Origin of the sequence: Azomonas macrocytogenes (assembly GCF_014191985.1) — a bacterium.
Taxonomy (GTDB): domain Bacteria; phylum Pseudomonadota; class Gammaproteobacteria; order Pseudomonadales; family Pseudomonadaceae; genus Azomonas; species Azomonas macrocytogenes.
On sequence record NZ_JACHXI010000002.1, the window covers coordinates 231,396 to 258,180 of the forward strand.

The following is a 26,785-nucleotide window of genomic DNA, read 5'->3' on the forward strand; positions in this document are numbered from 1 at the left end:
TAAAAGAAGGCACAGCACTCCCATGACTTCCAAGCTGGATCAACTCAAGCAATACACCATTGTCGTTGCCGATACCGGTGACCTGGATGCCATTGGTCGCCTGAAACCAGTAGATGCCACAACCAATCCATCCTTGCTGCTCAAGGCCGCCACCCTACCCCGTTATACCAGTTACCTCAAGGAAGCCATGAGCCGTGCGCAAGGCGATATCGACCTGGCTTGCGATCTTTTTGCGGTGTCAGTAGGACAGGAAATTCTCAAGCTGATTCCTGGACGAATTTCCACCGAAGTCGACGCACGCCTGTCTTTCGATACCAATGCAACACGTCAGCGCGCCGAGCGATTGATCGGCTTCTATGAACAGGCAGGAATTGGCCGCGACCGGGTTCTGATCAAGATCGCTTCGACCTGGGAAGGTATTCGTGCTGCCGAACAGTTAGAAAAGTCCGGGATTCAAACCAATCTCACGCTATTGTTTTCCTTTTCTCAGGCAATTGCCTGCGCAGATGCCGGAGCCTATTTGATCTCCCCGTTCGTTGGCCGAATCTATGACTGGTACAAGAAAAGCGAAGGTCGAGATTATGCTGGAGCCGAAGATCCAGGAGTCAAATCTGTAGCTCGTATCTATCATTATTACAAGGCGCATGATTACCGAACGGTCGTAATGGGTGCCAGCTTCCGCAATCTTGGTCAGATCGAGGCCCTGGCCGGATGTGATCGCTTGACTATCAGTCCGGAATTATTAAGCCAACTGAATACGGAACAGGGTGCACTACAACGCAATTTATCTCCTGGCGAACCGAGTGAGCCAAGAGTATCTCTGAACGAAAGCACTTTTCGCTGGAGGATGAACGAGGACGCCATGGCAACCGAAAAACTGGCTGAGGGTATTCGCCAATTTGCCCATGATCAGGAAAAACTCGAAATACTGCTCAAAGGGTGTATCTGATCAGGTACGCTCCAGTGCACTGACGAGATCACGAAAAGCTTCACGATTGGATTCGTTGAGGCTCATCAATATCTGATGGGCTTCTATTACCTTAGCCTTTACCACTTCTTCGGATTGATCCTGAGTAGGCAGATCGCTCAGGGCTTCCGGCCGCGGAAGCGGTTGATCAACGATATTGAACACTTGATCGAATCCCATGGAATTGAGCAAACGAGTAACGTCAGGATGTGTAGTTACCAGCGTAGGTAGCAGTCCGACTTTCTGCCGGGAAAGAATCGACAACTTGGCCAGCAACCCCAAGGTCGTGCTATCAATACTACGCGTTTCGGTTAAATCGATAACGATGGAAGAGAAGTTCAAGGCAGAAAAGATTTTTTCGATTGTCGCATCCAGTGCTGAACAGAGAGTCAGGCGTATCTCGCCGATAAATTTCAGTACGAAAGTACCGTTCCACTCGGCAAACTGGATTTTACCAGTACTCATGCAAGGTTCCTGCTCAACACCAGCAAGGCAATATCATCAGGCATATCCTTCAAACCATCCAGACCCAATACCTGACGCAACCCATCAAGCGTACCGTTTGCTCCGACAACCAGGCCAGGCAACGCAGACTCTTTATCTTTGAGTGTATCTCCAGGTAAAAGATCCAAAATGCCATCGGACAACAAAGTAAGGCTAAAGGAGTCTGGCATGTTCAGTTGGTGATCGCTATAGGTGGCCTCCTTGAACAAGCCAACCGGCAAACCACGGCCTTCAAGATAATGTGCGACACCATCGGCATACAGTACAGGCATCGGCAGATGTCCGCCGATACTGTAGTGCAACAAATTTTGTTCCAGATCGATCACTCCGCCCAGCATGGTGACGTGCTTACCCAGATTACAATTGATCAGGCCCCGATTGATATGATCGAGTACTTCGGAAGGCTTGAATTCGGGAAGGACGCCATTGCGCCGCGACTCGTAAAGCAAGCGAGTCGTCATGAATTTCAGCAAGACCGTGATGAAGGCAGAAGAAGCGCCATGCCCCGAAACGTCAGCAAGATAGAAAGCTATTCGTCGCTCATCGATACGAAAGTAGTCGACAAAGTCACCAGATAAATAGAGAGAAGGGATGATCTGGTGAGCGAAGTGCAGGCCGTCGGTAACCCAAGGTGTTTCCGGCAGCATGTTCATCTGAATCTGCCGCCCGGCATCCTGATCTTCCTGAAGAAGATGCAGGCTGGCTTGCAAGTCACGATTGGCTGCTTCCAGTTGTTCGCGGTAACGTCGGTTTTCCAGACGAAGCTGGCAGCGATCCAGAGCACGGCGTACCGAATGCTCCAGAACCGCCAGATCCTCAATCGGCTTGATCAAGTAATCGGCCGCTCCCAAGCGCAAAGCCTCCACGGCATCGGTCATGACGCCTGCACCGGATACAACTATTACTGGAATATCGCTACGACGTTCACTCAGCAGGCAGATCAACTCCAACCCATCCATCTGCGGCATACGCAGATCGCAGATGATCAAATCGGGATGCTCGCTTTCATACAATTCAAGGCCGCGAGCTCCACTACCAGCCTGCAGGACTCGAAAACCGCTATCTTCGAGATAAGCTGCAAGGCTGGCACGGACCACATCATCGTCGTCTATGATCAACAGCGTGGCATGTGGCTTGGACATGTTTCTACCAGGCGAGACGCGCCATGATATTGGCAGATATCGTCCCGGAAAATGCCGGGCGACTCGTTACAAGGCGCAGACGGTACTCCCATACGTGAGACGTTTCAAGCACGCTTCCGGCACGCAGAAGCGTCTTGCATAACCTATGGGAGAAGATAAACCAGTACAAGAGGAAGGAAAAGAAAAGAGCTTGAATGATCATAACCACACCGAAAAACGTGGCTTCAATCCGGGTACAGGTGGAAATACGGGAAAAACCGCCGTCCCGCAATAGACAAGAGATGCAGACACTCTGTATTGATTTTTTCGTCAGCGGCCTGCAAACCGACGAGTAGGCAAACATACGGATTGCCTACTCCCATCAGGAATTAAGTGGGCTGGATGCCGCAGCGCAAGCAGTTTGGATCATCCAGCTTGACGATAGCAGGCAGTGTCTAGGATTGAACATTCTCGCAATCCACTGAAGGCCAAACGACCGTTTGCAGCTTATCCCCTCCCCTGTTTCCACATTTCTTTAGAAATCGTCTTCTACCTGGCCGTCTTTGCTGAGGAACTCTCGATTCTGGAGATAGGCATTACGAATGAAAACGTATCTATCGCCTGTAATCAATTTTTCTTTGGAAAGCAGATTCGCACGGGTATCTACCACCTGACCGACAAACAGCGTGGCGTTGACAGCAGTATTATCTATGTAGGGGTATGGTTGCATGAATATGTCGGGAATCTGGCCAACACCATCACGCACAGTGCTTGGACCAAAAAAAGGCAGTACAAGATAAGGCCCGCTGTTGAGGCCCCATACGGCCAGTGTCTGGCCAAAGTCTTCTTCGTGTCGTTGCAACCCCATTGGCGTCGCGACATCAACCAGTCCCAACACACCAAAAGTACTGTTGAACAACACCCTGCTGGTATCGGAGCCTGCGTCCTCGACCTTTCCCTGCAGTAAGTTGTTTACCAGATTCACGCCATCGCCCATGTTGAGGTAAGCGTTGTGAACCCCCGTCTGGATGAACTCTGGTGTGTATTCCTTGTAGGTTTCAGCAACCGGTTTGAGTGCCCAGCGATCCAAGGCATCATTAAACCTGAACATTGTACGGTTGAAGCCTTCCCATGGATCGTCGCCTTCAGCTGCCAGCAGCGATCCCGATCCCATCATGGCTACCGCGAGCGGTATGGCCTTGACAGCATCCAACCATTTTATCCCTAGCTTGAGCATTAAAGACTCCTGTAACAATCCAGTAAGGACGGCCTTGCCGCCAATTGACGAGTGATTATATAGCCATGCAAGGCTTATTCAAAAATCATGCACACAAGTAACGCGTATCGCCAGTAAAAATATTTATCTATACAGAGCAATAAATTGCAATGACAGGTTTAACCTCTTTCCAGGTTTTTTGTCCAACTCTTCGTAACCTGCCATCAAAAAGCATGAGGAAAAAAACATGTCCGCACGTAATTTGCAGACCCAGCTTCAGGAACTACGCAACCAGCTGGAACAAGGCCATCCAATGACTGATGAAGAGCGGGCCTCGCTGGAAACGCTCGTCAACGACATCGAGCTTCGCTTGGAAAGCGAACGTAGCGGTACCGGTAACGAATCCTTGATCGACGGCATCAATTTGGCCGTCGAACGCTTCGAGGCAAGCCATCCCAACACTGCGTCAACCTTGCGCAATATCATGCAAAGCCTGGTCAGCATGGGGGTTTGAGTCGAAAACGGGCACCGGCACGTCATTGTCTGATCACTCGTCGATTGTCCGGTTCGAAGTCCTCCGTACTGCGATAAGGGTTAATGTCAAGCCCACCGCGGCGCACATAACGAGCGTAGACGGTCAGCCGCTCGGGGCGTAGAAGTTGCTGCAGGTCGAGAAAGATCCTTTCCACACATTGCTCGTGGAAGTCGGCATGCTGGCGAAAACTGACGATATAAGCCAGCAAACTGCCTGGATCGAGAGCATTACCACGGTAATCCACCACAATACTGCCCCAATCAGGTTGGCCGGTTACCGGGCAATTGGATTTGAGTAGATGACTGTGCAGACAGGCATCGACCCGCTCGCCGGGATTACCGCGTAATAACTCGGCACGCGGTGAGTCGTAACGGGAAATGGCGACATCCAGAGTATCGATACACTGCCCCGGCAACGCAGCCAGGCCGCTGGCTTGCGTCTCTTGAATCGTTCGAACCCTTGCCTTCACCGGCTTGCCTGCCACTGCTGATAAATCCTTTTCAAGCACATCAACCAATGACTGGAAATCGTGAAAGACCATCTGATTCAACGAGTTCAGATACAGCTTGAAAGATTTTGACTCAATTATGCATGGCGAATCGGCAGGAACGAAAAATTCGCCGATGGCAACAACCGGCTTGCCCGATGGCAATAGCCAGGAAAGCTCATAACAGTTCCATACATCGACACCATAATAGGGCAGCGTTTTGGCAGATAACCCCAACTCTGTCCATTTCGGTGCACGCGGAATGGAAAACAGTAATTGCGGGCTATAGGTATCGGCATATTCGCTGGCTTTACCTAGCGGAGATGATTCGGCTGGATGCTGCATGCTAGACAGGACTCGGAACGGAAAACCCCGGCAGTTTATCCGCTACCGGATGTTTTGCCAGCGTTCAGTGCTGGGAGGTTATTGGCGCATGCCACGGCCACTTCGCAGCAGCCGGATACTGACCGCATACAGGGTCGCACTGGCTACCAACATGAAAGCAAGTGCCACACCGATGCGAATGTCTGAAACGCCGAGAATCCCATAGCGAAAGGCGTTGACCATGTGCAAAATCGGATTGACCAGCGATATCGATTGCCAGAACGGCGGCAGTAGATCGATCGAATAAAACACGCCCCCCAGATAGGTCAAAGGTGTCAGGACGAATGTCGGAACGATAGAAATATCGTCGAAATTGCGTGCAAAGATCGCATTGATGAAACCGCCAAGGGAAAAGATCGTAGCGGTCAGCGTCACCACCAGAACCGTCACGCCAAGATGGTGTACTTGCAGGTTGATGAAGAACATGGATAGCACCGACACGATTACCCCGACCGCCAACCCTCGACAAACTCCCCCCAGGGCAAAGCCGATGAGAATCACATGGGGCGAAACCGGGGAAACCAGCAGTTCCTCGATCGAGCGCTGAAACTTGATACTGAAGAAGCTGGATACGACATTGCTGTACGAATTGGTGATCACTGCCATCATGATCAGGCCTGGCACGATGTACTCGATATAACTGAAACCACCCATTTCGCCAATACGGTTACCGATCAACCGACCGAAGATGGCGAAATACAGCACCATGGTTATTCCCGGAGGCAGCAACGTCTGCGGCCAGATGCGAGCGAAGCGACGGATTTCGCGCAGGACAATGGTTCCCAGTGCGACCAGATTGGCGCGCAATTCGACGTTCATTCCGGATCCTTGTGCAGATTGGATTCCACCAGGGAAACGAACAGCTCCTCCAGACGGTTGGTCTTGTTGCGCAAGCTGAGCACTTCAATCCCCTGTTCGGCCAACTGACGAAACAGCTCGTTCATTCCTCGGCTCTTCTCTACCTGGACTTCCAGGGTGTGATCGTCCAGTAGTTGCGTGCGATAGCCACGAAGATCCGGCAGCGATCGAAGCGACTGCTGCAGGTCCAGCAGGAAGACTTCTTCATGCAACTGCTTGAGTAGTTCACGCATGCTGGTGTTTTCGACGATCCGACCGTGATCGATGATGCCGATGTTGCGACACAGCTGTTCGGCTTCTTCAAGGTAATGGGTGGTCAGGATGATGGTGATGCCCTGGCGGTTCAGCTCGATCAGAAAATTCCACATGGAGCGGCGCAACTCGATATCGACCCCAGCTGTCGGTTCATCGAGGATCAGCAGCCGCGGATGATGGATCAGCGCACGAGCGATCATCAGGCGCCGCTTCATACCACCGGACAGCATGCGCGAGGCTTCGTCCCGCTTATCCCATAGCCCAAGTTGATGCAGATAGTACTCGGCCCGCTCTCTGGCGACCTTCGGCAAGATGCCGTAGTAACCTGCCTGGGTAACCAGGATATCGAAGATTTTCTCGAACTGATTGAAGTTGAACTCCTGCGGGACCACTCCCAGACAACGCTTGAGCCCGGCAGGATCGCGATCCAGATCGTGACCGAAAACACTGACCGTCCCGCCACTTTTGTTCACCAGCGAGGACAGGATGCCGATAGTGGTGGACTTACCAGCGCCATTGGGGCCAAGCAGGGCGAAAAAATCACCTTCCGCCACATCCAGATCGATGCCTTTGAGAGCCTGAAAGCCGTTGCTGTAAGTCTTGGTCAGTTGCCGGATGGATAATGCCGAACTCATGGATACACACATTGGATAATAAAAATGACTATCTACTCCTTGTAAGAACCTGTTCACGATCTGCTGCGCGTCGGCCAAACGGCGTTGAAAGTGGCCTGGATCGCCAGCCCGGTCGGAATGCTCATTTACCACTCGTAAACTCGCACGCGAGCCCGGTCCGCTTCCTCAGCTATTTTCGCCTTGTCTGGCTCTAGCTCGCGAGATCGTGAACAGGTTCTAAGGGTAACCCGAAGAGGTTGCTGACCATAGAAATCTGCGGCTTCGCCATCTTCCAGCGCAGTCGGTGAACCGCTACCGGCTCGCAAAGTCCGAATATTAAGTAAGTGCGAGAAGCTCGCCCTCCTGATACATGCTCCGGTCAGCGTCAGCGCGGATAGCGCATGCGTGTATGACACCGATTGCACAACAAAAGATCGTTTCCGCTACATGCCATCCCAAAGCAGTCGGAGCGAATCGGAGAATATTCGACCGGCAAGGGCGCTCGCTGGATAAGAGCCATTAGGAGCCATGTCGTGACATTGATGAAAGACAGGCCACTGGACAGCTCGCAACTGGATATCCATATGGCTAGCCCGGTGGATATCATCCGCATTCTTACTGTGAACACCCATAAGGGGTTCACAGCACTGAATCGCCGCTTCATCCTGCCCGAATTACGCGAAGCAGTACGTGCCGTTTCCGCCGATGTGGTTTTCCTGCAGGAAGTTCTGGGCATGCACGAGAAGCACGCTCTGCGCTTCCATGACTGGCCGCAGATTCCGCAATACGAATTCCTGGCAGACAGCATCTGGCCAGACTTTGCCTACGGCCAGAATGCCGTCTACCCGGCGGGCGATCACGGCAATGCCCTGCTATCGAAATTTCCCATCCTGAGTCATGAAAACCTGGACATATCCATTGCCGGACCGGAGCGTCGCGGCTTGCTGCACAGTGTGCTGGAAATTCCTGGCCACCCGAAAGTACACGCTATCTGCGTACACCTTGGTCTGCGCGAAGCCCATCGCCAGCAGCAGTTACAACTGCTTTGCGAGCTGGTCAACTCGCTGCCCTCGCAAGCACCGGTAATCGTTGCCGGTGACTTCAACGACTGGCGTATGAAGGCCTGTGACAAGCTGCTTCAGGATGCCAACCTCTACGAAGTCTTCACAAAACGTCACGGTGAGCTGGCCAGAACCTTTCCGGCCCGCTGGCCGCTGCTGCGCCTGGATCGTATTTATGCGCGCAATATCGAGGTCACACGGGCGAAAATTCTCGGCCACAAGCCCTGGACCCACCTGTCGGACCATTTGCCACTAGCAGTGGAGCTCCGGCTATGAAGTTCTCCTGGCGAGACGGCAACAGGCTGCAATTGCTCGAAAACGGTGAAGAATTCTTCCCGGCCGTCTTTTCGGCCATCGAACAGGCGCGCAGCGAAATATTGATCGAGACCTTCATTCTGTTCGAAGACAAGGTCGGACTCGCCTTGTACAAAGTCCTGCTCGAAGCGGCCGGGCGCGGTGTGCGTATAGACTTGACCGTCGATGGCTACGGCACACCGGAGCTGAGCCCCGGATTCGTTGCGTCACTGACCAGGGCAGGTGTTCGCATCCATGTCTACGACCCGCGCAAGCGCCTGCTGGGCAGGCGCATCAACCTGTTTCGCCGCCTACATCGCAAAATTGTAGTGATCGATGGCGTTATCGCCTTTATTGGTGGCATCAACTACTCGGCCGATCATCTGGACGACTACGGTCCTGAAGCGAAACAGGATTACGCTCTGCAGGTCGAAGGCCCGGTCGTTCGCGACATCCACCGCTCCGCCCTGCACACTATTACCCCGCTCACGTACAGGCTTCGCTGGTGGCGCCGTCACGCCCGCCCTCTTGCGGAAGGCTCGCCTGGGCCCATACGCGGAGAAGCGCGAGCGCTTTTTGCAGCACGGGACAACCATCATCACCGCACCGATATCGAGCAGCATTATCTTGAGGCAATACGCAATGCACGCTCGCGCCTGCTGATTGCCAACGCCTACTTTTTCCCCGGCTATCGGGTACTGCGCGAAATTCGCAACGCAGCCCGACGCGGCGTGCGGGTTCGCCTGATATTGCAAGGCCAGCCAGATATGCCGATAGCCCGCTTTGGTGCGCGCATGCTGTACAACTATCTGCTGCGCGACGGCGTGGAAATCTACGAATACTGCCGCCGCCCACTGCATGCCAAGGTAGCCCTGGCCGATTACGAATGGTCCACCGTAGGCTCCAGCAATCTGGACCCGTTGAGCCTTTCGCTGAATCTCGAAGCCAATCTCATCATCCGTGACTACTCGTTCAACAAAAAACTGCATGCCAATCTCGAAAATCTGCTCGGCAATGATTGCCAAAGCATTCCGCTCGAACGCATCGTGCGCGGTTACTGGTGGCGGGCACCGTTGGTTTTCATGATCTTCCACTTTCTGCGCCATTTTCCCGCCATAACGGGAATGATCCCAGCCAGATCCCATCCTCTAACCATACTGAGCGAAGAGCCGGAACAACCACGAACCAATACCGCTTCGCCCTTACAACGAGAGCACCCATGAGGCATCCCTCCAGCCGTTCGGGGCGCTGGCAACGCGCCTGGCCCATGACCAGAAAAATCCTTTCCTACGCCTTTCTCATCCTGATAGCCGGCCTGCTCGTCGGCTTGGCACGCAAGCTGAACTGGCAGGAAATCATGGCCACACTGGGCACCTACCAGGCCCGGACGCTGTGGATGGCCGGTACCGCGGCGCTTGGTAGCTATCTGGTCTACTGTTTCTTCGATGTGCTGGGTAAACACTATGTCCGGCACGCTCTGCCGGTACGCCAGGTCCTGCCGATAACCTTCGTCTGCTATGCCTTCAATCTGAACCTGAGTGCCTGGGTCGGCGGTATCGCCCTGCGCTACCGGCTTTATGGCCGCTTGGGCATACGCCCGGCGTTGATTGCCCGGATTTTCACCCTGAGCCTGATGACTAACTGGCTGGGCTATATGTGCCTGGCGGGAATCAGCTTCACCAGTGGCTGGATCCGTCCCCCGGCGAACTGGGAAATTGGCAACACTGTTCTGCAGCTACTCGGTATTGGATTGGTTCTGGTGGGTTTCGCCCATCTGGCGTTCTGTCACTTCTCCAAACGCCGCGCCTGGACCATCCATGGTCACGAAATCCGGCTGCCCAGCCTGCGCATGGCGGCGTTGCAATTGGTGCTCGGCGCTGCCAACTGGTCACTGATGGCACTGGTGATCTATTACATGCTCCTGCAGAAAATACCCTACCTGGAAGTCCTGGGTATTCTGCTGATCAGCAGTATTGCCGGCGTCATCACTCATATTCCGGCAGGCCTCGGTGTGATCGAAGCGGTATTCGTGACCCTGCTCGCTGGCCAGATGAGCCGCAGCGGTGTCATCGCCGGGCTGATCGGCTACCGGGTCATCTACTTCCTCATCCCGCTGCTGCTCGCCACGCTGGTGTATGTGGTGCTGGAAGCCCAGGCGCGCAAACTGCGCAAGGAAAAGGCAAGCAAGCCCAAAGACATGAAATTCGAATCGGGATAGAAACCAAAACGCTCGGGTTAACCGAGCCATGACCGGCCGCAACACTATTCAAAGAGGAAACACCCTATGGCCACGTTGAAACTCGAAGACGGTACCACTCTCTTCTACAAGGATGGGGGGACGGGCCAACCGGTAGTCTTTGCCCATGGCTGGCCTTTGTGCGCGGATGCCTGGGATGCGCAGGTGATGTTCCTTGGCCAACGCGGTTATCGCGTTATCGCCCATGACCGACGTGGCCATGGACGCTCTGGACAGACCTGGGATGGCAACACCATGGATCAGTATGCTGATGACCTGGCGCAACTGCTGGATACCCTGGATCTGCAAAACGCCGTTCTGGTCGGGCATTCCACCGGTGGTGGCGAAGTAACCCGCTACCTGGGTCGCCACGGCAGCGCTCGCGTGGCCAAGCTGGTATTGCTGGGCGCTGTGCCGCCCCTCATGCTGAAAACCACTGCCAATCCTGGCGGAGTACCAAAGGATGTTTTCGACGGTATTCGCGAAAATGTCCTGCAAAATCGCTCGCAATTCTTCAAGGAATTACCGACGACCTTCTATGGTTTCAACCGTGACGGAGCGAAGTTTTCCGAAGGACTGCGCGATGCATTCTGGCTGCAAGGCATGACTGCCGCCATCAAGCCAGTTTACGACTGCATCGAACAGTTCTCCGAAACCGACTTCACTGCGGATTTGCAGAAGATCGACGTACCGACGCTGATTGTGCATGGCGATGACGATCAGATCGTGCCGATCGATAACTCGGCCAGGCGCTCCGCGGAGCTCATACCCAATGCCACGTTGAAAGTTTATTCGGGTGGCTCGCATGGTCTGGCGCAGGTGGACCCGGATCGCTTCAACGCCGATCTGCTGGCATTCATCGAAAGCTGAGTACTTTTCGACGGCTGCCAATTCTCCAGGAGTACCGGGGCGCTGGTGACGCCGAAGCAGCAGTTCTCGGCCATTCAGCCGCATCGAAGTCACGCATATTCAATAAAAGAATAAATAAATTTTTATTTATTCTTTTTATTTTTCCGAGTTCCTAAGCATAGTCGACCGACAAACGACCATCCCTGTATTCAGGAGAAACGACATCATGAGCATCCGCCTCGGCGATATTGCCCCCGATTTCACACAGGAATCCAGCGACGGCCCTATCCGTTTCCATGAATGGATTGGTGACAGCTGGGCCGTCCTGTTCTCCCATCCCGCCGACTTCACTCCCGTATGCACCACGGAACTGGGGTTCACGGCCAAGTTGAAGAGTGAATTTGCCAAGCGTAACGTCAAGGTCATTGCGCTTTCGGTAGACCCAGTGGACTCGCATCGCCAATGGATCGGCGATATCAACGAAACCCAGGATACCGAAGTCAACTTCCCGATCATCGCCGATGCCGATCGCAAGGTGTCCAGCTTGTACGATCTGATCCACCCCAATGCCAGCGATACCCTCACCGTGCGCTCGTTGTTCGTCATCGACCCGCAGAAAAAAGTACGGCTGACCATTACCTACCCCGCCAGCACCGGTCGCAACTTCAACGAAATCCTGCGCGTCATCGACTCGCTGCAGCTGACCGACAACTACAAGGTTGCCACACCAGCCAACTGGCAGGATGGCGAAGAGGTAGTGATCGTGCCTTCGCTGAAGGATGAGGAAGAAATCAAAAGACGCTTTCCGAAAGGCTATCGCGCCGTGAAGCCGTACTTGCGTCTGACTCCACAGCCGAATAAATAAGGAGAGCAAGCATGCTGGTCGTCTCCCTGGGTGGAAGCCCGAGCCTGGTATCGCGCTCCGATACCGTGCTCGAACATGGCCACCGTTGGTTGCAGCAACGTGGCGTCGAAGTAGCCAGGTATCGGATTCGTGATTTCAATGCCGAAGACCTGCTGCTGGCCCGCTTCGACAGCCCGCAGATCCAGAACCTGCATGAACAGATCACCCGAGCGGACGGCCTGCTGATCGCTACACCGGTCTACAAGGCAGCATATTCCGGTGCCCTGAAGACCGTGCTGGATCTGCTGCCCGAGCGGGCACTGGAACACAAGGTGGTACTGCCGATCGCCACGGCCGGCAGTAGTACGCACATGCTGGCGCTGGATTACTCGCTCAAACCCGTGCTGTCGGCACTCAAGGCACAGGAAATATTCAGCGGCGTATTCGCCGAGGACAGCCAGATCGAACAAGTCGATCAAGCAATAAGACTATCTCCGGCCCTGGAACAACGCCTGGAAGAAGCACTGGAACAATTTCACCAGGCTTTGGCACGACGCTCGACCAAAACCCAGTAACCCGGAAACGACCGCCAGGAAAACCTGCTGCGAGTCGTTTCGCCGTTTCATTAAAAAAGCCAGCCCTTCTGGTCACCCCGAAAATCTACCTTACTGGCCCGCCAACGGGCGAGCAGGTTGCCCAAAGCCAATGTAAAGGACGTTGCCATGCGCACCATCACTTTGCGCCAAGGCCTGGTCGCCCTGCTCGCCGCGACCCTGTCCTTCGGCGCTACCCAGATTCATGCCGACCCCTTGCGGATCGGTTATCAGAAATACGGCACACTGGTGCTGCTCAAAGCCAGAGGAACCCTGGAAAAACGCCTGGCCGATCAAGGTATTCAGGTGCAATGGACCGAATTCCCAGGTGGCCCACAGCTACTCGAAGGCTTGAACGTGGGTGCCATTGACTTCGGCTCCACCGGCGAAGCTCCACCGATCTTCGCCCAGGCTGCCGGTGCAGACCTGCTCTACGTCGCCCATGAACCCCCGTCCCCGAGCGGTGAGGCAATCCTCACTCCCAAGGATTCGCCGATAAAATCGGTCGCCGAGCTCAAGGGCAAGAAAGTCGCTCTGAACAAAGGCTCGAACGTGCATTTCCTGCTGGTCCGTGCGCTGGAAGATGCAGGCCTGACGGTCAAGGACATCACGCCGGTCTACCTGCCGCCAGCTGATGCCCGAGCTGCCTTTGAAAGTGGCCAGGTAGACGCATGGGCGATCTGGGATCCGTTCCAGGCGGCTGCCGAAAGCCAGCTGCAAGCCCGTACCCTGCGCGACGGCCAGGGCCTGGTGGCCAACCATCAGTTTTACCTGGCCGCCAAACCCTATGCCGAAAAACATCCCGAAGTCATCAGTGCGCTGGTCGAGGAACTTCGTGCCACCGGTGAGTGGATCACCCACAACCCAGACGAAGCCACTAAGCAGGTTGCGCCATTGCTTGGCCTGCCCGTATCCATTACCCGTATTGCAATCGAGCGCCAAAGCAATGGTGCCCAGTTTCTCACCCCTGAAGTCACTACAGCGCAGCAGAAGATTGCTGACACCTTCAGCGAACTCAAGCTGATTCCCAAGCAATTGAGCATTCGTGAAGTGGTCTGGACCCCTTCAAAAGAAAAATCCTCAGCCAAACTTGCCCATCAATGACCACCATGCCCACCTCGAGCGGCAGGAGACAATACCAATGAGCCTTAATGTATTCTGGTTTCTCCCCACCCACGGCGATGGCCATTACCTGGGTACGACCGAAGGCGCTCGGGCCGTCGATCATGCCTATCTGCAGCAGATTGCTCAGGCCGCCGATCATCTGGGTTTTGGTGGTGTCTTGATCCCCACTGGCCGCTCCTGCGAAGACTCCTGGCTGGTCGCCGCCTCGCTGATCCCGGTCACTCAGCGCCTGAAGTTCCTGGTCGCCCTGCGCCCGGGCATCATCTCGCCGACCGTGGCAGCACGCCAGGCAGCCACGCTGGATCGCCTGTCCGGTGGGCGCGCACTATTCAACCTGGTAACCGGTGGTGATCCTGAAGAACTGGCGGGCGAAGGACTGCACCTTTCCCATGCCGAGCGCTACGAAGCCGCAACCGAATTCACTCGTATCTGGCGTGGCGTATTGTCTGGTGAAACCGTCGACCTGGACGGCAAGCACATTCAGGTCAAAGGCGCCAAGCTGCTTTTCCCCCCTATTCAGCGCCCCCATCCACCGCTGTATTTCGGCGGCTCTTCCGAGGCGGCTCATGAACTGGCTGCCGAGCAGGTCGATCTCTACCTGACCTGGGGTGAACCGCCAGAGGCGGTGCAGGAAAAGATTGCCGATGTCCGTGCCCGCGCCGCCAAACACGGACGCACAGTAAAGTTCGGCATCCGCCTGCATGTGATCGTGCGGGAAACCACCGAACAAGCCTGGGCCGCTGCCGAGCAACTGATCAGTCACCTGGACGATGACACCATCGCCCGTGCCCAGGCTTCCCTGGCGCGTTTCGATTCGGTCGGCCAGCAGCGCATGAATGCCCTGCACGGCGGCCAGCGCGACAAACTGGAAGTCGCACCGAATCTCTGGGCCGGTGTCGGTCTGGTCCGTGGCGGTGCTGGCACCGCTCTGGTCGGCGATGGCCCGACGGTAGCGGCACGAATAAAGGAATATGCCGATCTCGGCATCGATACCTTCGTGTTCTCAGGCTATCCACACCTGGAGGAATCCTACCGGGTCGCCGAACTGCTATTCCCGCATCTGGATCTGGCTCGTCCGGTTCGCCCGGAAGGCCGCGGCTATGTAAGCCCATTCGGCGAAGTGGTCGCCAATGACATCCTGCCCAAGACTGCTTCGCAGAGCTGAACAACCATTGACAATGGCCGACCAGATCTAGCCGGCCATTGTCGCAAGCAACCGGTAAATCGATATGAGCAAAACCTCTCTGAACAATCTGGCTGTACGCCTGGCGCCATGGGCACTGCCTGTGACACTGCTGGCGGTCTGGCAGATTTCCGTAAGCACAGGCCTGTTGTCCACCCGCATCCTGCCATCGCCAAGTGCCGTACTGGAAGCCGGCTGGAGCCTGGTCAAAAGCGGTGAAATCTGGCAGCACCTGGCTATCAGCGGCCAGCGCGCCGCCATCGGCTTCGGTATTGGTGGCGGACTGGGGCTACTGTTGGGCTTCATTACCGGGCTGTCGAAATGGGGCGAGCGCCTGCTTGACAGTTCGGTACAGATGATTCGCAACGTGCCGCACCTGGCGCTGATTCCGTTGGTGATTCTATGGTTCGGGATCGACGAGAGCGCGAAAATCTTCCTGGTCGCCCTCGGTACCCTGTTCCCTCTCTACCTCAATACCTATCACGGCATCCGCAACGTCGATCCCGGGCTGGTGGAAATGGCACGTAGCTATGGCCTATCCGGCTTCAGCCTGTTCCGCCAGGTGATTCTGCCAGGTGCGCTGCCATCGATTCTGGTCGGCGTACGCTTCGCCCTGGGTTTCATGTGGCTGACGTTGATCGTCGCCGAGACCATTTCCGCCAGTTCCGGCATCGGTTATCTCGCCATGAACGCGCGCGAATTCCTGCAAACCGACGTAGTAGTCCTGGCAATTCTGCTTTATGCCGTACTCGGCAAGCTGGCCGACGTTGCTGCACGCACACTGGAGCGCCAGTGGCTGCGCTGGAATCCGGCCTATCAGCTCAAGGGAGAGCAATGATGAATACCTTGCATGACATCAAGCGCGCCAGCCCTTTGGGCAGCAATCCATTGGGCGGCACCGGCACCCCCGCAAGCGGGACGGCCTTGAACATCGAGAAGATCGGCAAGGCGTTCGGTACCCGCCAGGTACTCACCGATATCGATCTGCATATTCCAGCCGGTCAATTCGTCGCGATCGTGGGTCGCAGCGGTTGCGGCAAGAGCACCCTGCTACGCCTGCTGGCCGGACTGGATACCCCCAGCAGCGGTCGACTGCTGGCCGGCAAGACACCTCTGGCAAAGGTGCGCGAAGACACCCGCCTGATGTTCCAGGACTCTCGGCTGCTGCCGTGGAAACGCGTGATCGACAACGTCGGTCTCGGGCTTTCCGGCAACTGGCGCCCCCGGGCTGCTCAAGCGCTGGAAGCCGTTGGGCTGGCCGACCGCGCCCAGGAATGGCCGGCAGCGCTTTCCGGTGGCCAGAAACAACGCGTGGCACTGGCGCGAGCGTTGATCCACCAGCCACGCCTGCTGCTGCTCGACGAACCGCTCGGCGCACTAGATGCCTTGACTCGTATCGAGATGCAACAACTGATCGAGCGACTCTGGCAACAGCATGGCTTCACGGTACTGCTCGTTACCCACGATGTCAGCGAGGCGGTAGCAGTGGCCGATCGCGTGATCCTGATCGAAGAAGGTCGTATCGGCCTCGACCTGATAGTGAATCTGGCTCGCCCACGCCACCGCGGCTCGGCAAATCTGGCAGCCCTGGAAGCTCAGGTGCTTGATCGCGTGCTCGGTCTGCCAGAGCAACCGCCCCAACTGGAAGAGCCTGCGCAGCCCGAAGCCTCTTTACCTATCGTTGAACCGCGCCGTCAGCAAAGCCTCTGACGCCGATGCACGAAAGAGAGGAACACGAACAGCTTTCTTCCGGCCTTGTGCCTGACGCGATAGCCGGAACTCCGGCTATTCCGCGATCTTGTCGGCAATCGGCGTCGTATCACGCCTATCCTTCCCATCCAGTTGCAGGAACAAGGCAGCCGCCAGCATGGCCAACCCGCCTACGCAGAGAAAAGTCAGGCGGAAAGCCTGCAGTACATCGCTATCCGCTTCCGGCCGGGTAAATCCGCCAAGCAGTGCTCCGGCCGAGGCCACGCCCAGACTCATGGACAGTTGTACGACCACCGATAGCAGACTATTGCCACTACTGGCCTGCTCGTCACGCAAACCGACCAGGGTCACCGTATTCATCGCAGTGAACTGCAGTGAGTTGACCGCACCGATAGCACCTAGATGGAGCGATAGAAAAACCAGGGAAGTGTCCCGATCGACCATCGCCAAACTGGCGATCAAGGCACCGACCAGCAAGGTATTGACGGTCAGGATCAGACGATAGCCAAAACGGTTGATCAGGCCATTGGCCAGGGGCTTGATGGCCATGGCACCAAGCGCCAGAGGAATCATGCTCATGCCGGCTCGGGCTGGTGAATAATCGAGCGCTACTTGCAGCAGCAACGGAATCAGAAACGGCAGCGCCCCGGTTCCGAGCCGGGCAAACAGGTTGCCGAGAATACCTACGGCAAAATTGCGCGTCTGGAACAGCTGCAAGCTGAACAACGGAGATTCGACCCGACCGGCATGCAGCCAGTAAGCCGCCATACAGGCCAGGCCACTGAATAGCAGAAGCATGACCCGCGCATGCGGCATTTGCAGCTCACCCAGCCCTTCCAGAGCAATGGTGATCAGCACCATGCTGGAACCGAAAGCGAGAAAACCAAAGGTATCGAAGTGTGTCCGCGCACCCTTCAGGATTGGCATGAAGTGCTGCGCAGTAATGTAACCCAACAACCCCACCGGCAGATTGATCAGGAAAATCCAGTGCCAGGACGCATATTCCACCAGCCAGCCCCCCAGTGTCGGCCCGATCAATGGCCCAAGCATCCCGGGCAGCGCAACGAGTGTCATCACCCGCACGAACTCGCTGCGTGGATAGACCCGCAACACCGTCAACCGCCCGACCGGCACCATCAACGCACCGCCCAACCCTTGGATCACCCGGCTAACGATCAACTGGTTAAGGGTGGACGACAGTGCACAGAACAGTGAACCCAGGGTGAACAGGACGATGGCAGACAAAAATACGCGGCGACTGCCGAAGCGATCAGCAAGCCAACCGGAGATGGGAATTACAAACGCCACGGTAAGCAGATAGGCGATCACGATGCTTTGCATGCGCAGCGGGTTTTCCGCCAGATCGCGTGCCATGCCCGGCAGGGCTGTATTAAGGATGGTACTGTCCAGGGTCTGCATGAAAAAAGCGACAGCTACCAACCAGGGCAAAACACGGGCAGTACGGGAATCAATCATGACCGACGGCTGTTGTTGCATGACTCATCCTGACAGGAGCGAGCGGACATTCTAGAGGATTGTTAATCCATGCAACCTTCGCTTGCCCGATTGGAAACTCCCGCCAGGTTTGCGGAGCGTAAACAGGCTTCCCTGGTCGCTTATATGCCTTCGTCGCCCTGATATTCCTCCGTGGCCCTGACGACCATATGGCGCCAGGTTCCGGATTCCTCGGCCAGCAGGCGCATCGCTTGCAAGGTCGTTTCGAAGGCATCGCGGTAAAGCTGTGGCTGATTTTCCAGAGCAGCCCGGTCGGCTTGAGTCTGAGCGTGTTTCAACAGGCTTTCGAACGCCTCGAGATCCAGCTTCATGATCGTTCTCCTCAGCAGTGTCATCGCAATTATGACCATGGCTGCCGGCGAGCATTCCACAACATCGTCAACAGACCCTAGCATGAGCACCGCTTCGCGCAATCCATGAAAAAGCCGAAACGGTAATGGAAACATGCCGATCCATAACGGCAAATGGCAAGCTTGACGTGCTGTGCGTTCGGTTGCAGCCTGCCAGGCTGCACCGAGCGGGCAATCAAGTCCCGCCATAGCCTTGAGGAAAAAACCATCATGAAGAACGCACTGGTTTCAACCCTGATTCTGGCCGGCCTGCCGATCCTGCTACCGGCCTTCGCCCAGGCCCAGGATGCGGAAGCCCTGTTCAAAAGCAAATCCTGCGTGGCCTGCCACAAAATCGACAGCAAACTGGTCGGTCCTTCCTACAAGGATGTCGCTGCCAAATATGCCGGCCAGGACGGTGCAGTGGAAATTCTGGCCGGCAAAATCAAAAATGGCGTCATGGGCGACTGGGGCCCGATTCCGATGCCACCGAACGCGGTTACCGAGGAGCAGGCCAGAATCCTCGCCGAGTGGGTACTGCAGCAGAAATAACAACGAATTCGTCCCCACCGGCGACAACCCTCAACTTCACCCGAGCGCACCGAAGGTGGTACCGGTCAGCGCCTTGCAACCACTCCGAAATTTCGTGTCATATCAATGGGCGGACCGGTTGAAGACTACCGTGAACCCGGTGCGTGCCCACTGGAAAACTCCTGGAAAAGACCATGACCGGACATCTCATCCGCTCTGCCCTGTTCGTCCCGGCAACTCGTACCGACCGTATCCCCAAGGCTCTGGCCAGCGGCGCCGATGTCACCATCGTCGATCTGGAGGACGCCGTGGCAGAAGACCAGAAAGAGGCAGCGCGGACCGGCCTGGACGTTTTCCTTGCCGACCACCCGCAAGCCCGCCTCTTGGTACGGATCAACGGCGCCAGCTATCCCAATCAGGCCGAAGATTTGCAGTTGTGCAGCCGCCATCCTGGCGTGACCGGCGTACTCTTGCCCAAGGCGGAAAGCGCTGCTCAGGTAAAGGTTGCAACGGCCTGCGGCAAACCCGTCTGGCCGATCGTCGAAAACGCCAGGGGATTGCTGGCCCTGCCGGAAATGACGCGGGTCGCTGGGGTCGAACGCCTGTCCTATGGTGCGCTCGATCTCGGGCTCGACCTGGGGTTGAGCAGTGGCAGCGCTGCCGCTGAACGCATGCTTGACCAGGCACGCTATGCTCTGCTGCTACATAGCCGTGCAGCCGGCCTGGCCGCACCACTGGAAAGCGTCTTCCCGGCCATCGACGATCTGGAAGGTCTCGCTCTGGTCGTACAGACCGCCCGCGATATGGGGTTCGGCGGCTTGCTGTGCATTCATCCGAAGCAGGTCGAGGTCGTCCATCGGGCCATGCTGCCAACACCGCAAGAACTGGCCTGGGCACAGCACATCATCGCTGCGAACGCAGCCGGCAACGGAGTATTCGTAGTCGATGGCGAAATGGTCGATCCACCGGTGATCGGCCGCGCCCGGCACTTTCTGGAACGCGCTGGCCTTACCGTGCGCTGAGCAAGATCGACAGCATCACAGGCTATTTTCCCAGGAGAACAGCAATGCTCGATTATCTGGATCACCTGGTCCTGACGGCCACCGATGCAGAGGCGACCACTTATTTCTATACCCAAGTGCTGGGTATGGATCTGGAGCGCTTTGGCAACGGCCACCTGGCATTTCGTTTCGGTAACCAGAAGATCAATCTGCACGTGCGCGGCAACGAATTCGAACCCAAGGCGCATCTGCCAGTGCCGGGTTCGCTCGATCTGTGCTTCATCGCTGACCGGCCGCTCGATCAGGTCATACGGCATTTGCAGAACCTGCCCTGGCCAATTATCGAGGGGCCAGTCATGCGTACCGGCGCAACCGGCCCGATCCGCTCGATCTATTTGCGCGATCCGGACCTGAACCTTATCGAAATATCCGAACGAGTGGCCTGATCGGTACCGGTCAGACCACTCATGCGGATCAGGGAGCCGGCGGCAAACCGGAAACCTGGTCGCCGGCGCGGACACCACGCTTCTCGAACCAACCCTGGTTTACCTCCACGGCATAGCTGGCGATGCCGTCGGAGCAATGGATATCCTGGCTCTCGGCCTGCATCTGATCCACGTTGAGAATATAGCCCTGGGCATCGATAAAGGCAGTAGACAGCGGCATCTCGGTATTCTTCATCCACATGCACTTCTTACCGGCCGTCGGGAAGATGAACAGCATGCCTTGCCCCTCGGGCAGTTCACTACGCCCCATCAGGCCGCGTCGCCGCTCTGCCATCGATGCGGCCACTTCCACAGGCAACGCATGCTGACCGAACCTCAGGGTTTCACTGGGTGGTTTCTCCCAAGTACAGCCGGCAACCAGAAAGCCCAGCAACAGCAATGTCGGAAAACGCATGATTTCTCCGTCCGATCAATGAGATGAGGTACCAGAGAAGTACCTGCACATTCATGCAAGTGCCTTTCTATGGCGTTCTGTTGATAAGCATAAGCCCTGGCAAGCGCAGCCATACCCCTGTCAGGTCAAAACCTCGGACGGACATTGCGCACGGAAAGCGATCCATATCAATGAAAATGCTCGTCTTGTTCCCTATAGGTGCAATCACCGGCGGCCAAAGCAATTCATGACAGCCAGCTTGACCAAATTGGCCGACCAGACCTTGGCAACAGAATCATTGGTCATGCCGGATCGCTCGCCCAGGCTGCGCAACGGATTGGGCCACCGTTGCTTTCTGCCTGGCAGGCAGCGTCTCACACTTGGCGAAACGGCTACTTAGGCCAGCCTTTAGCTGACTGCGGGTGGTTTCCCTAACGCTGCCGGCCCGCATAGTCCCGGGCAAATTGCCAGGCGATGCGCCCGGAGCGTGCGCCGCGGGTACGTGACCAAAGCAGGGCCGGCGTGCGGGCCGCCTCGATTCGCGCCGCGTCGAAGCCGAAATGCTGCAGCCACTGCTCCACCGCCGCCAGGTAGTCATCCTGGCTGAACGGATAAAAGCTCAGCCAGAGGCCGAAACGCTCGGAGAGGGAAACCTTTTCCTCAGTGGTGTCACCCGGATGGATCTCGCCGTTTTCACCGAGCCGGCTCTCCAGGTTCTCGCTCATTTTCTCCGGTAGCAAATGGCGGCGGTTGGAGGTGGCGTAGATCAGTAAGTTGGAAGCAGAACCGGTGAGCGAACCGTCTAGCGCCGTCTTCAGTGCCTTATAGCCACCCTCGCCCTCTTCGAAGGACAGATCGTCGCAGAACAGGATGAAGCGCTCCGGGCGATTGCGGATCAGTTGCACCAGCAGGCGCAGGTCGGCCAGGTCGTCCTTGTCGATTTCGATCAGGCGCAGGCCACGCTCTTGAAACGCTTGCAGGCAGGCCTTGATCAGCGAGGATTTGCCGGTGCCACGTGCGCCGGTAAGCAGCACATTATTGGCCGGACGGCCTTCGACGAACTGACGGGTATTACGCTCGATGGCTTCTTTCTGCCGCTCCACATTGCGCAAATCTTCGAAGCGGATCAGTGCCGGTTCGCGTACCGGCACCAGGTGACCACCGCCAAGCAGACCGTGCAGGCGCTCCCAGCGATAGGCCGGTGCATCCTGAGGAAAAGCACTCTCGGCCTGGATACCGGTCGCGCTTTCCAGCGCTACGGCAATCCGCTCCAGCCGTTGCAGCACACCGGGCAATAGCGTTTCCAAGCGGGACGTATCGAACTCTGACGAAGACATGATAACTCCAGGCAAGTAAGACAAAAGACAACCGGGACGGGGAGCGCCCCGCTCAACCGCCAAACTTACCCCAATCACCAGCCAAGAAATATGCGTTTACACTACCAGCTCAATTTCTGCAGGCTGGCAAAGCACCTCAGCGTGCCATCGAGCGGATCGCGAAAACGCAAGCCTTGGGCCAACAACTTGAGTGGCAGGCCATAATCTTCGCGCTCGCGTGCCTCGCGCGCCCACAGAACGGGATAGAACGGATCGTTGCAGATACCTGCGCCAAGTGCGGCCATATGCAGACGCAACTGGTGTTTTCTACCGGTAATCGGGAATAACGCATAGCGCCAGAGATCATCCCGGCGCTCCAGGACCTCGATACGAGTTTCGCTGTTCGGTTCTCCCTCACCTTCGCGCATGAGAAAGAAAGGCTCACCCGCGAGAATGCAGCTACGCCGCCAAGCCGGAAATTGCAGGTCCGGCAAGGGCGGGCAGATGGCTTCGTAGCATTTATCGATCTGCCGCTCGCGAAACAGCGCCTGATAACGCCCGCGACTCGCAGGATTGGTCGAAAACAGCACCAGCCCGGCAGTCAGCCTGTCGATCCGGTGCAACGGCACCAGGTGCGGATTACCGAGACGCCGGCACAGGCGCGCCAGCAGCGTTTGCTCGACATATTCGCCAGCCGGTTGTACCGGCAGAAAGTGCGGTTTGTCGGCTACCAGCAGGTGTTCGTCGACATGCAGGATTGCCTCGCGCAAGGGAATCGGTTTTTCGTTCGGTACCTCACGGAAATACTCCACACGCATCCCGACCCGATAGGGATGCGTCGCCGCCAACGCCTGCCCAGCGCCATCGAGTACCCGCCCGCGCGCCATACGCTCCAGCCAGACATCCCGGCCGATTGCCGGGAAATGCGCACACAGGCAATCGAGGACAGTTGTCCAGGGTCCCAGGGGAAGGTGAAGAATACTTGGACGAGAGAGAAACGCATCGTTAGACATGAAGAATCGGCAGGGTATCGATCTGACAAGGCGAGCATTTTAGCGAAACCACTTGCAGAGGAACGTTATTTGGTCGCACCGATCATTTTCACAGAACATTCAAGCCAGATGGAGCTATTCAGTTTGAATTAAGTCGACACTCGTAATCTGCACGCATCGAATCGATACCTACATGACAGGAGAGATATTCATGAAAGCCATAAGCACTGCCTTCGCCATCGCTATTCTGGCTCTGATTGTCCTGACTTCCGGCCTGAACATGGCCCACGCCCGCGATCTGGGCCCAGATGAGATAATCAGGCTGCATGATGCCAAAACCATCCAGCCGCTCGAAAAACTCAACGCAGCCGCTCTCGCCAAACATCCAGGCGCGACTATTAGCGAAACCGATCTAGAAGAGGAATACGGCCGCTACCTCTACCAGATTGAACTGCGTGATGCCAAAGGCGTGCAATGGGAGCTGGAATTCGATGCCACTTCCGGTGAATTGCTGCGTAACCATCAGGACAACTAATGCGTATAGCCACCGTTCTCGCCCTTGCGCTCTCGCTTCTGCTCGGCGCCCAAGCGGCGTCGGGTCGGGATTTAAACCAGGATGAAGCGCTCAAACTCAAGCGTGCCGGGCGGATCATGCCGCTCGAACAGGTACTGGAAGAAGTCCGCAAATATTATCCTGACGCCCAACTTCTGGAAGTCGAGCTGGAAGAAGAACACCACATCTATGTTTACGAGATTGATCTGCTCACCAACAAGGGTGAAGCTCGCGAGCTCGAACTGGATGCTCAAAGCGGACGACTGCTCAAGGACGAAGAGGACGATTGAATGCGCCTGCTGCTGGCGGAAGACCAAGTAGAACTGGCCGATGAACTGGTCGCCAACCTCAAGCGCAATGGCTATGCGGTGGATTGGCTGGCCGACGGCCGCGATGTCGATTACCAGGGTATGTGCGAACCCTATGACCTGATCGTGCTGGATCTCGGCCTGCCGGGCAAATCGGGCCTGGAAGTACTGACCGGCTGGCGCGAGCACGGCCTGACCACGCCGGTGCTGATCCTTACCGCGCGCAGCTCCTGGGCCGAGCGGATCGAAGGACTCAAGGCCGGGGCTGATGACTACCTGACCAAACCCTTTCACCCTGAAGAACTGCTGCTGCGCGTTCAGGCGTTGCTGCGTCGCGCCAATGGCCTGGCCAACCGGTCATTGCTCGAAGCTGGCGGCCTGGCTCTGGACGAGTCACAGCAGATCTGCCTTTATAAAGGCAAAGAAGTGGTACTGACGGCCGGCGAGTTCCGCCTGCTGCGCTACTTCATGCTGCATCCGGGGCAGATATTGTCGAAGCTGCAACTGACCGAACATCTATATGACGGCGAAACCGAACGCGACTCCAATGTGATCGAAGTCCACATCAACCGTCTGCGTGGCAAATTCGGGCGCCAAGTAATCGAGACTCGTCGCGGGCTGGGCTATCGTTTCACCGGCGTAATGTCGTGAAATCCATCCGCCGGCGCGTCACCCTGAGCCTGGTCGGCAGTCTGCTGATCGTTGGCTTCGGGCTGCTACAGACCAGTCTCTGGCTGTTCGAAGCGGGTCTCAAGGACACCCTGCGCGGCTATCTGCAAGCGGAAGCCGAAGGCCTGCTGATCGCCATGGTCAGGGGTCCGAACGGAGTGCAGCTCGATGCCAGCCGGATCAATCCGCGTTACCAGCATGCCTTTTCCGGCTCCTACTTCCGTATCTCCCTGCCCGACCGTACCTGGCGCTCACGCTCGCTCTGGGACAGCCTGCCAGACTGGCCGGAAAAGCCAGGACTTGGCAGCGATCTGCTGGACGGTCCGCAACACCAGCGCCTGATCACTTATCGCGGCGAATACCGGCGCGGTAACCTGCTGGTGAATATCGATGTGGCACAGAACTACACGCCCATTCTCGACAGCTTCAATCAGGTTCGCCTGGGCAGTCTCGGTCTGGTCGCGGCCGCGCTGCTCATTCTCCTGTTCCTGCAAGGCTATGCCATGAAATCCGCGTTACGCCCGCTGGAACAGGCACGCCGGCAAATTGCCCAGTTGCAGCATGGCAAGCGCCGCCTGCTCGACGATGAAACGCCGGAAGAACTGCAACCCCTGGTCAAGCAGATCAACCATTTGCTGACGCATACCGAGGCGACGCTCAAGCGCTCCCGCCACGCACTCGGCAATCTCGGTCACGCACTGAAGACGCCACTGGCGGTACTGAATAACCTGATCCTGCACGATGAAATAGCCCGGCATCCCGATCTGCAGGCAAATCTGCGTGAACAGCTGACGCACATCGAGAAACGTGTATCGCTGGAGCTGGGACGCGCACGCCTGGCAGCGGAAGTGCTGCCCGGCACCTATTTCGAATGTGATGAGGAGTTACCTGCGCTATTCAAAACGTTATCGATGATCCATGGCCAGGCGCTGGACCTGAGCTGGCAGGCGCACACCGGCTGCCACCTGCCCCGGGATCGCGAAGACATGCTGGAATTGCTCGGCAATCTCCTGGATAACGCCTGTAAATGGGCTAAAAGTAAAGTCATGCTGGAGATCAGCCAGACATCGGACAACTGTCGCATTCTGATCGACGACGACGGGCCCGGCATCGCCCCCGAACTGCGCGAACAGGCCATGAACCGCGGTACCCGCCTGGACGAGCGCCCTGCCGGACATGGGCTGGGCATGGACATCGTCAACGATATCGTCAATGCCTGGCATGGCACCTGGATACTGGAAAAAAGCCCGCTGGGCGGCCTGCGCGTGCGGCTGGAATTACCGTTCAGGCAGTTGGAGAACTGAGCGGCATACCGCTCGAATCAGAAAGAAAGCCATCCATTGCCAGCCCCGGTCGCCCTACTCGCAAAACAGCACAGCTACAGCTGCGAGTATGGGTATGCCGGGAAACAGAATGGGCTGGCTGGCAGCCCAGCCCAGCTCAGTGCGAGCGAGCCAGTTCGTTGCGGATATCCTCCAGCAACGTCTCGACCAACAACTCGTTGCGCACATACTGTCCATTGATCATGCGAGTGGCTTCAGTGCCGTTGATGGGATAACCGACACGCACCAGCAGATAGCCATCAGCCTGAGGTTCTACGCAGGTTTTGTACTGAGAAGTAAAGTTGTCGGCAAGGTATCGAGAAAGAGTTTTCATAGGCATCTCACGCAGCAAGGTCTGATTTCACTTTCGAGACAACGATCACACTTATAGGTCTAGACAAATCGGCGCAAATACTATCAACAACTATAAACACACCGCCAGATTACTTTCAAAGACCATGGAGCCTGCAATGGATTCACCCCACTTATCGGTTTTCGACGAAAATCGAATGACTGAAACGTTATTGCAACTTG

General features: G+C 56.5%; 31 protein-coding genes. 19 read left to right on the forward strand and 12 right to left on the reverse strand.

Going from position 1 to position 26,785, the window contains the following annotated elements; translation table 11 throughout:
* Positions 1-22 precede the first annotated feature (22 nt).
* Positions 23-949, forward strand: coding sequence for a transaldolase (gene tal / locus FHR87_RS03570; RefSeq protein ID WP_183165344.1), 927 nt, complete (start codon positions 23-25; stop codon positions 947-949).
* Here tal and rssC read toward each other — a convergent pair whose 3' ends face one another.
* The 3 genes from rssC to FHR87_RS03585 all read right to left on the reverse strand — a co-directional run bounded on the left by rssC (position 950) and on the right by FHR87_RS03585 (position 3,829).
* Complete coding sequence (gene rssC / locus FHR87_RS03575; protein WP_183165345.1) at positions 950-1,432, reverse strand: anti-sigma factor antagonist RssC; 483 nt, start codon at positions 1,430-1,432, stop codon at positions 950-952.
* Positions 1,429-2,613, reverse strand: coding sequence for a two-component system response regulator RssB (gene rssB, locus FHR87_RS03580; RefSeq protein ID WP_183165346.1), 1,185 nt, complete (start codon positions 2,611-2,613; stop codon positions 1,429-1,431). The genes rssC and rssB overlap by 4 nt, the downstream gene beginning before the upstream one ends.
* Positions 2,614-3,127: 514 nt before the next feature.
* Complete coding sequence (locus FHR87_RS03585) at positions 3,128-3,829, reverse strand: MlaA family lipoprotein (RefSeq protein WP_183165347.1); 702 nt, start codon at positions 3,827-3,829, stop codon at positions 3,128-3,130.
* 226 nt (positions 3,830-4,055) lie between these two features.
* Between FHR87_RS03585 and FHR87_RS03590 the strand changes: the two genes are divergently transcribed.
* Entirely contained in the window at positions 4,056-4,322 is a 267-nt protein-coding gene (locus FHR87_RS03590) for a DUF4404 family protein (RefSeq protein ID WP_183165348.1), read from the forward strand.
* A 22-nt stretch (positions 4,323-4,344) separates the two neighbouring features.
* Here the strand turns inward: FHR87_RS03590 and queF are convergent, their stop codons facing one another.
* From queF to FHR87_RS03605, 3 genes are all read right to left on the reverse strand, one after another.
* On the reverse strand, positions 4,345-5,175 hold the full coding sequence (queF, locus tag FHR87_RS03595; protein ID WP_183165349.1) for an NADPH-dependent 7-cyano-7-deazaguanine reductase QueF: 831 nt from the start codon (positions 5,173-5,175) through the stop codon (positions 4,345-4,347).
* A gap of 78 nt (positions 5,176-5,253) precedes the next feature.
* Positions 5,254-6,033, reverse strand: coding sequence for an ABC transporter permease (locus tag FHR87_RS03600; RefSeq protein ID WP_183165350.1), 780 nt, complete (start codon positions 6,031-6,033; stop codon positions 5,254-5,256).
* A complete protein-coding gene (locus FHR87_RS03605; protein ID WP_183165351.1) occupies positions 6,030-6,962 on the reverse strand; it encodes an ABC transporter ATP-binding protein in 933 nt (310 codons plus the stop codon). Before FHR87_RS03605 ends, FHR87_RS03600 begins: the two co-directional genes overlap by 4 nt.
* A gap of 512 nt (positions 6,963-7,474) precedes the next feature.
* Between FHR87_RS03605 and FHR87_RS03610 the strand changes: the two genes are divergently transcribed.
* The 10 genes from FHR87_RS03610 (at position 7,475) to ssuB (ending at position 16,836) form a co-directional block, all read left to right on the forward strand.
* Complete coding sequence (locus tag FHR87_RS03610; RefSeq protein WP_183165352.1) at positions 7,475-8,278, forward strand: endonuclease/exonuclease/phosphatase family protein; 804 nt, start codon at positions 7,475-7,477, stop codon at positions 8,276-8,278.
* Positions 8,275-9,519 carry a cardiolipin synthase ClsB gene (clsB, locus tag FHR87_RS03615; RefSeq protein ID WP_183165353.1) on the forward strand — a complete coding sequence of 415 codons (1,245 nt, stop codon included), beginning with the start codon at positions 8,275-8,277 and terminating at the stop codon, positions 9,517-9,519. Before FHR87_RS03610 ends, clsB begins: the two co-directional genes overlap by 4 nt.
* Positions 9,516-10,514, forward strand: coding sequence for a lysylphosphatidylglycerol synthase domain-containing protein (locus FHR87_RS03620; protein WP_246335768.1), 999 nt, complete (start codon positions 9,516-9,518; stop codon positions 10,512-10,514). Before clsB ends, FHR87_RS03620 begins: the two co-directional genes overlap by 4 nt.
* 66 nt (positions 10,515-10,580) lie before the next feature.
* Complete coding sequence (locus tag FHR87_RS03625) at positions 10,581-11,402, forward strand: alpha/beta fold hydrolase (protein ID WP_183165354.1); 822 nt, start codon at positions 10,581-10,583, stop codon at positions 11,400-11,402.
* A 205-nt stretch (positions 11,403-11,607) separates the two neighbouring features.
* Positions 11,608-12,246, forward strand: a complete 639-nt coding sequence (locus FHR87_RS03630) for a peroxiredoxin (protein WP_183165355.1) — start codon at positions 11,608-11,610, stop codon at positions 12,244-12,246.
* 11 nt (positions 12,247-12,257) lie between these two features.
* Positions 12,258-12,800 carry an NADPH-dependent FMN reductase gene (gene ssuE, locus FHR87_RS03635; RefSeq protein ID WP_183165356.1) on the forward strand — a complete coding sequence of 181 codons (543 nt, stop codon included), beginning with the start codon at positions 12,258-12,260 and terminating at the stop codon, positions 12,798-12,800.
* Positions 12,801-12,947: 147 nt separating this feature from the next.
* Positions 12,948-13,922 (forward strand): sulfonate ABC transporter substrate-binding protein, encoded by a 975-nt coding sequence (locus tag FHR87_RS03640; RefSeq protein ID WP_183165357.1) that lies wholly within the window; start codon positions 12,948-12,950, stop codon positions 13,920-13,922.
* Positions 13,923-13,959: 37 nt separating this feature from the next.
* Entirely contained in the window at positions 13,960-15,108 is a 1,149-nt protein-coding gene (gene ssuD, locus FHR87_RS03645) for an FMNH2-dependent alkanesulfonate monooxygenase (protein WP_183165358.1), read from the forward strand.
* Between the two features lie 64 nt (positions 15,109-15,172).
* A complete protein-coding gene (gene ssuC, locus FHR87_RS03650) occupies positions 15,173-15,964 on the forward strand; it encodes an aliphatic sulfonate ABC transporter permease SsuC (RefSeq protein ID WP_183165359.1) in 792 nt (263 codons plus the stop codon).
* Positions 15,964-16,836: an aliphatic sulfonates ABC transporter ATP-binding protein gene (gene ssuB / locus FHR87_RS03655; protein ID WP_183165434.1), complete on the forward strand. Its 873-nt coding sequence runs from the start codon at positions 15,964-15,966 to the stop codon at positions 16,834-16,836. Before ssuC ends, ssuB begins: the two co-directional genes overlap by 1 nt.
* Before the next feature lie 75 nt (positions 16,837-16,911).
* Here ssuB and mdtD read toward each other — a convergent pair whose 3' ends face one another.
* Positions 16,912-18,333 carry a multidrug transporter subunit MdtD gene (gene mdtD / locus FHR87_RS03660; protein WP_183165360.1) on the reverse strand — a complete coding sequence of 474 codons (1,422 nt, stop codon included), beginning with the start codon at positions 18,331-18,333 and terminating at the stop codon, positions 16,912-16,914.
* Positions 18,334-18,452: 119 nt separating this feature from the next.
* Positions 18,453-18,662: an immunoglobulin domain-containing protein gene (locus tag FHR87_RS03665; protein ID WP_183165361.1), complete on the reverse strand. Its 210-nt coding sequence runs from the start codon at positions 18,660-18,662 to the stop codon at positions 18,453-18,455.
* Between the two features lie 249 nt (positions 18,663-18,911).
* On the opposite strand from FHR87_RS03665, the gene FHR87_RS03670 reads away from it, so the two are divergent.
* From FHR87_RS03670 to FHR87_RS03680, 3 genes are all read left to right on the forward strand, one after another.
* Positions 18,912-19,232, forward strand: a complete 321-nt coding sequence (locus tag FHR87_RS03670) for a c-type cytochrome (RefSeq protein WP_183165362.1) — start codon at positions 18,912-18,914, stop codon at positions 19,230-19,232.
* Positions 19,233-19,405: 173 nt separating this feature from the next.
* Positions 19,406-20,233 carry an HpcH/HpaI aldolase/citrate lyase family protein gene (locus FHR87_RS03675; RefSeq protein WP_183165363.1) on the forward strand — a complete coding sequence of 276 codons (828 nt, stop codon included), beginning with the start codon at positions 19,406-19,408 and terminating at the stop codon, positions 20,231-20,233.
* Between the two features lie 44 nt (positions 20,234-20,277).
* Positions 20,278-20,658 carry a VOC family protein gene (locus tag FHR87_RS03680; RefSeq protein ID WP_183165364.1) on the forward strand — a complete coding sequence of 127 codons (381 nt, stop codon included), beginning with the start codon at positions 20,278-20,280 and terminating at the stop codon, positions 20,656-20,658.
* A 28-nt stretch (positions 20,659-20,686) separates the two neighbouring features.
* Here FHR87_RS03680 and FHR87_RS03685 read toward each other — a convergent pair whose 3' ends face one another.
* The 3 genes from FHR87_RS03685 to FHR87_RS03695 form a co-directional block, all read right to left on the reverse strand.
* Complete coding sequence (locus FHR87_RS03685) at positions 20,687-21,112, reverse strand: DUF192 domain-containing protein (protein WP_183165365.1); 426 nt, start codon at positions 21,110-21,112, stop codon at positions 20,687-20,689.
* 410 nt (positions 21,113-21,522) lie between these two features.
* A complete protein-coding gene (locus tag FHR87_RS03690; RefSeq protein WP_183165366.1) occupies positions 21,523-22,428 on the reverse strand; it encodes an ATP-binding protein in 906 nt (301 codons plus the stop codon).
* A 101-nt stretch (positions 22,429-22,529) separates the two neighbouring features.
* The gene (locus tag FHR87_RS03695) at positions 22,530-23,420 is read right to left on the reverse strand and encodes a pseudouridine synthase (RefSeq protein ID WP_183165367.1); all 891 of its coding nucleotides are present in this window, start codon (positions 23,418-23,420) and stop codon (positions 22,530-22,532) included.
* A 190-nt stretch (positions 23,421-23,610) separates the two neighbouring features.
* Between FHR87_RS03695 and FHR87_RS03700 the strand changes: the two genes are divergently transcribed.
* The 4 genes from FHR87_RS03700 to FHR87_RS03715 are packed head-to-tail and all read left to right on the forward strand — an operon-like array spanning position 23,611 to position 26,233.
* Positions 23,611-23,934: a PepSY domain-containing protein gene (locus FHR87_RS03700; RefSeq protein WP_183165368.1), complete on the forward strand. Its 324-nt coding sequence runs from the start codon at positions 23,611-23,613 to the stop codon at positions 23,932-23,934.
* Complete coding sequence (locus tag FHR87_RS03705; protein ID WP_183165369.1) at positions 23,934-24,242, forward strand: PepSY domain-containing protein; 309 nt, start codon at positions 23,934-23,936, stop codon at positions 24,240-24,242. The genes FHR87_RS03700 and FHR87_RS03705 overlap by 1 nt, the downstream gene beginning before the upstream one ends.
* Positions 24,243-24,911: a response regulator transcription factor gene (locus FHR87_RS03710; RefSeq protein ID WP_183165370.1), complete on the forward strand. Its 669-nt coding sequence runs from the start codon at positions 24,243-24,245 to the stop codon at positions 24,909-24,911.
* On the forward strand, positions 24,908-26,233 hold the full coding sequence (locus FHR87_RS03715) for an ATP-binding protein (RefSeq protein WP_183165371.1): 1,326 nt from the start codon (positions 24,908-24,910) through the stop codon (positions 26,231-26,233). Before FHR87_RS03710 ends, FHR87_RS03715 begins: the two co-directional genes overlap by 4 nt.
* A 136-nt stretch (positions 26,234-26,369) precedes the next feature.
* Here the strand turns inward: FHR87_RS03715 and FHR87_RS03720 are convergent, their stop codons facing one another.
* Positions 26,370-26,585, reverse strand: coding sequence for a hypothetical protein (locus FHR87_RS03720; RefSeq protein ID WP_183165372.1), 216 nt, complete (start codon positions 26,583-26,585; stop codon positions 26,370-26,372).
* Between the last annotated feature and the right edge of the window lie 200 nt (positions 26,586-26,785).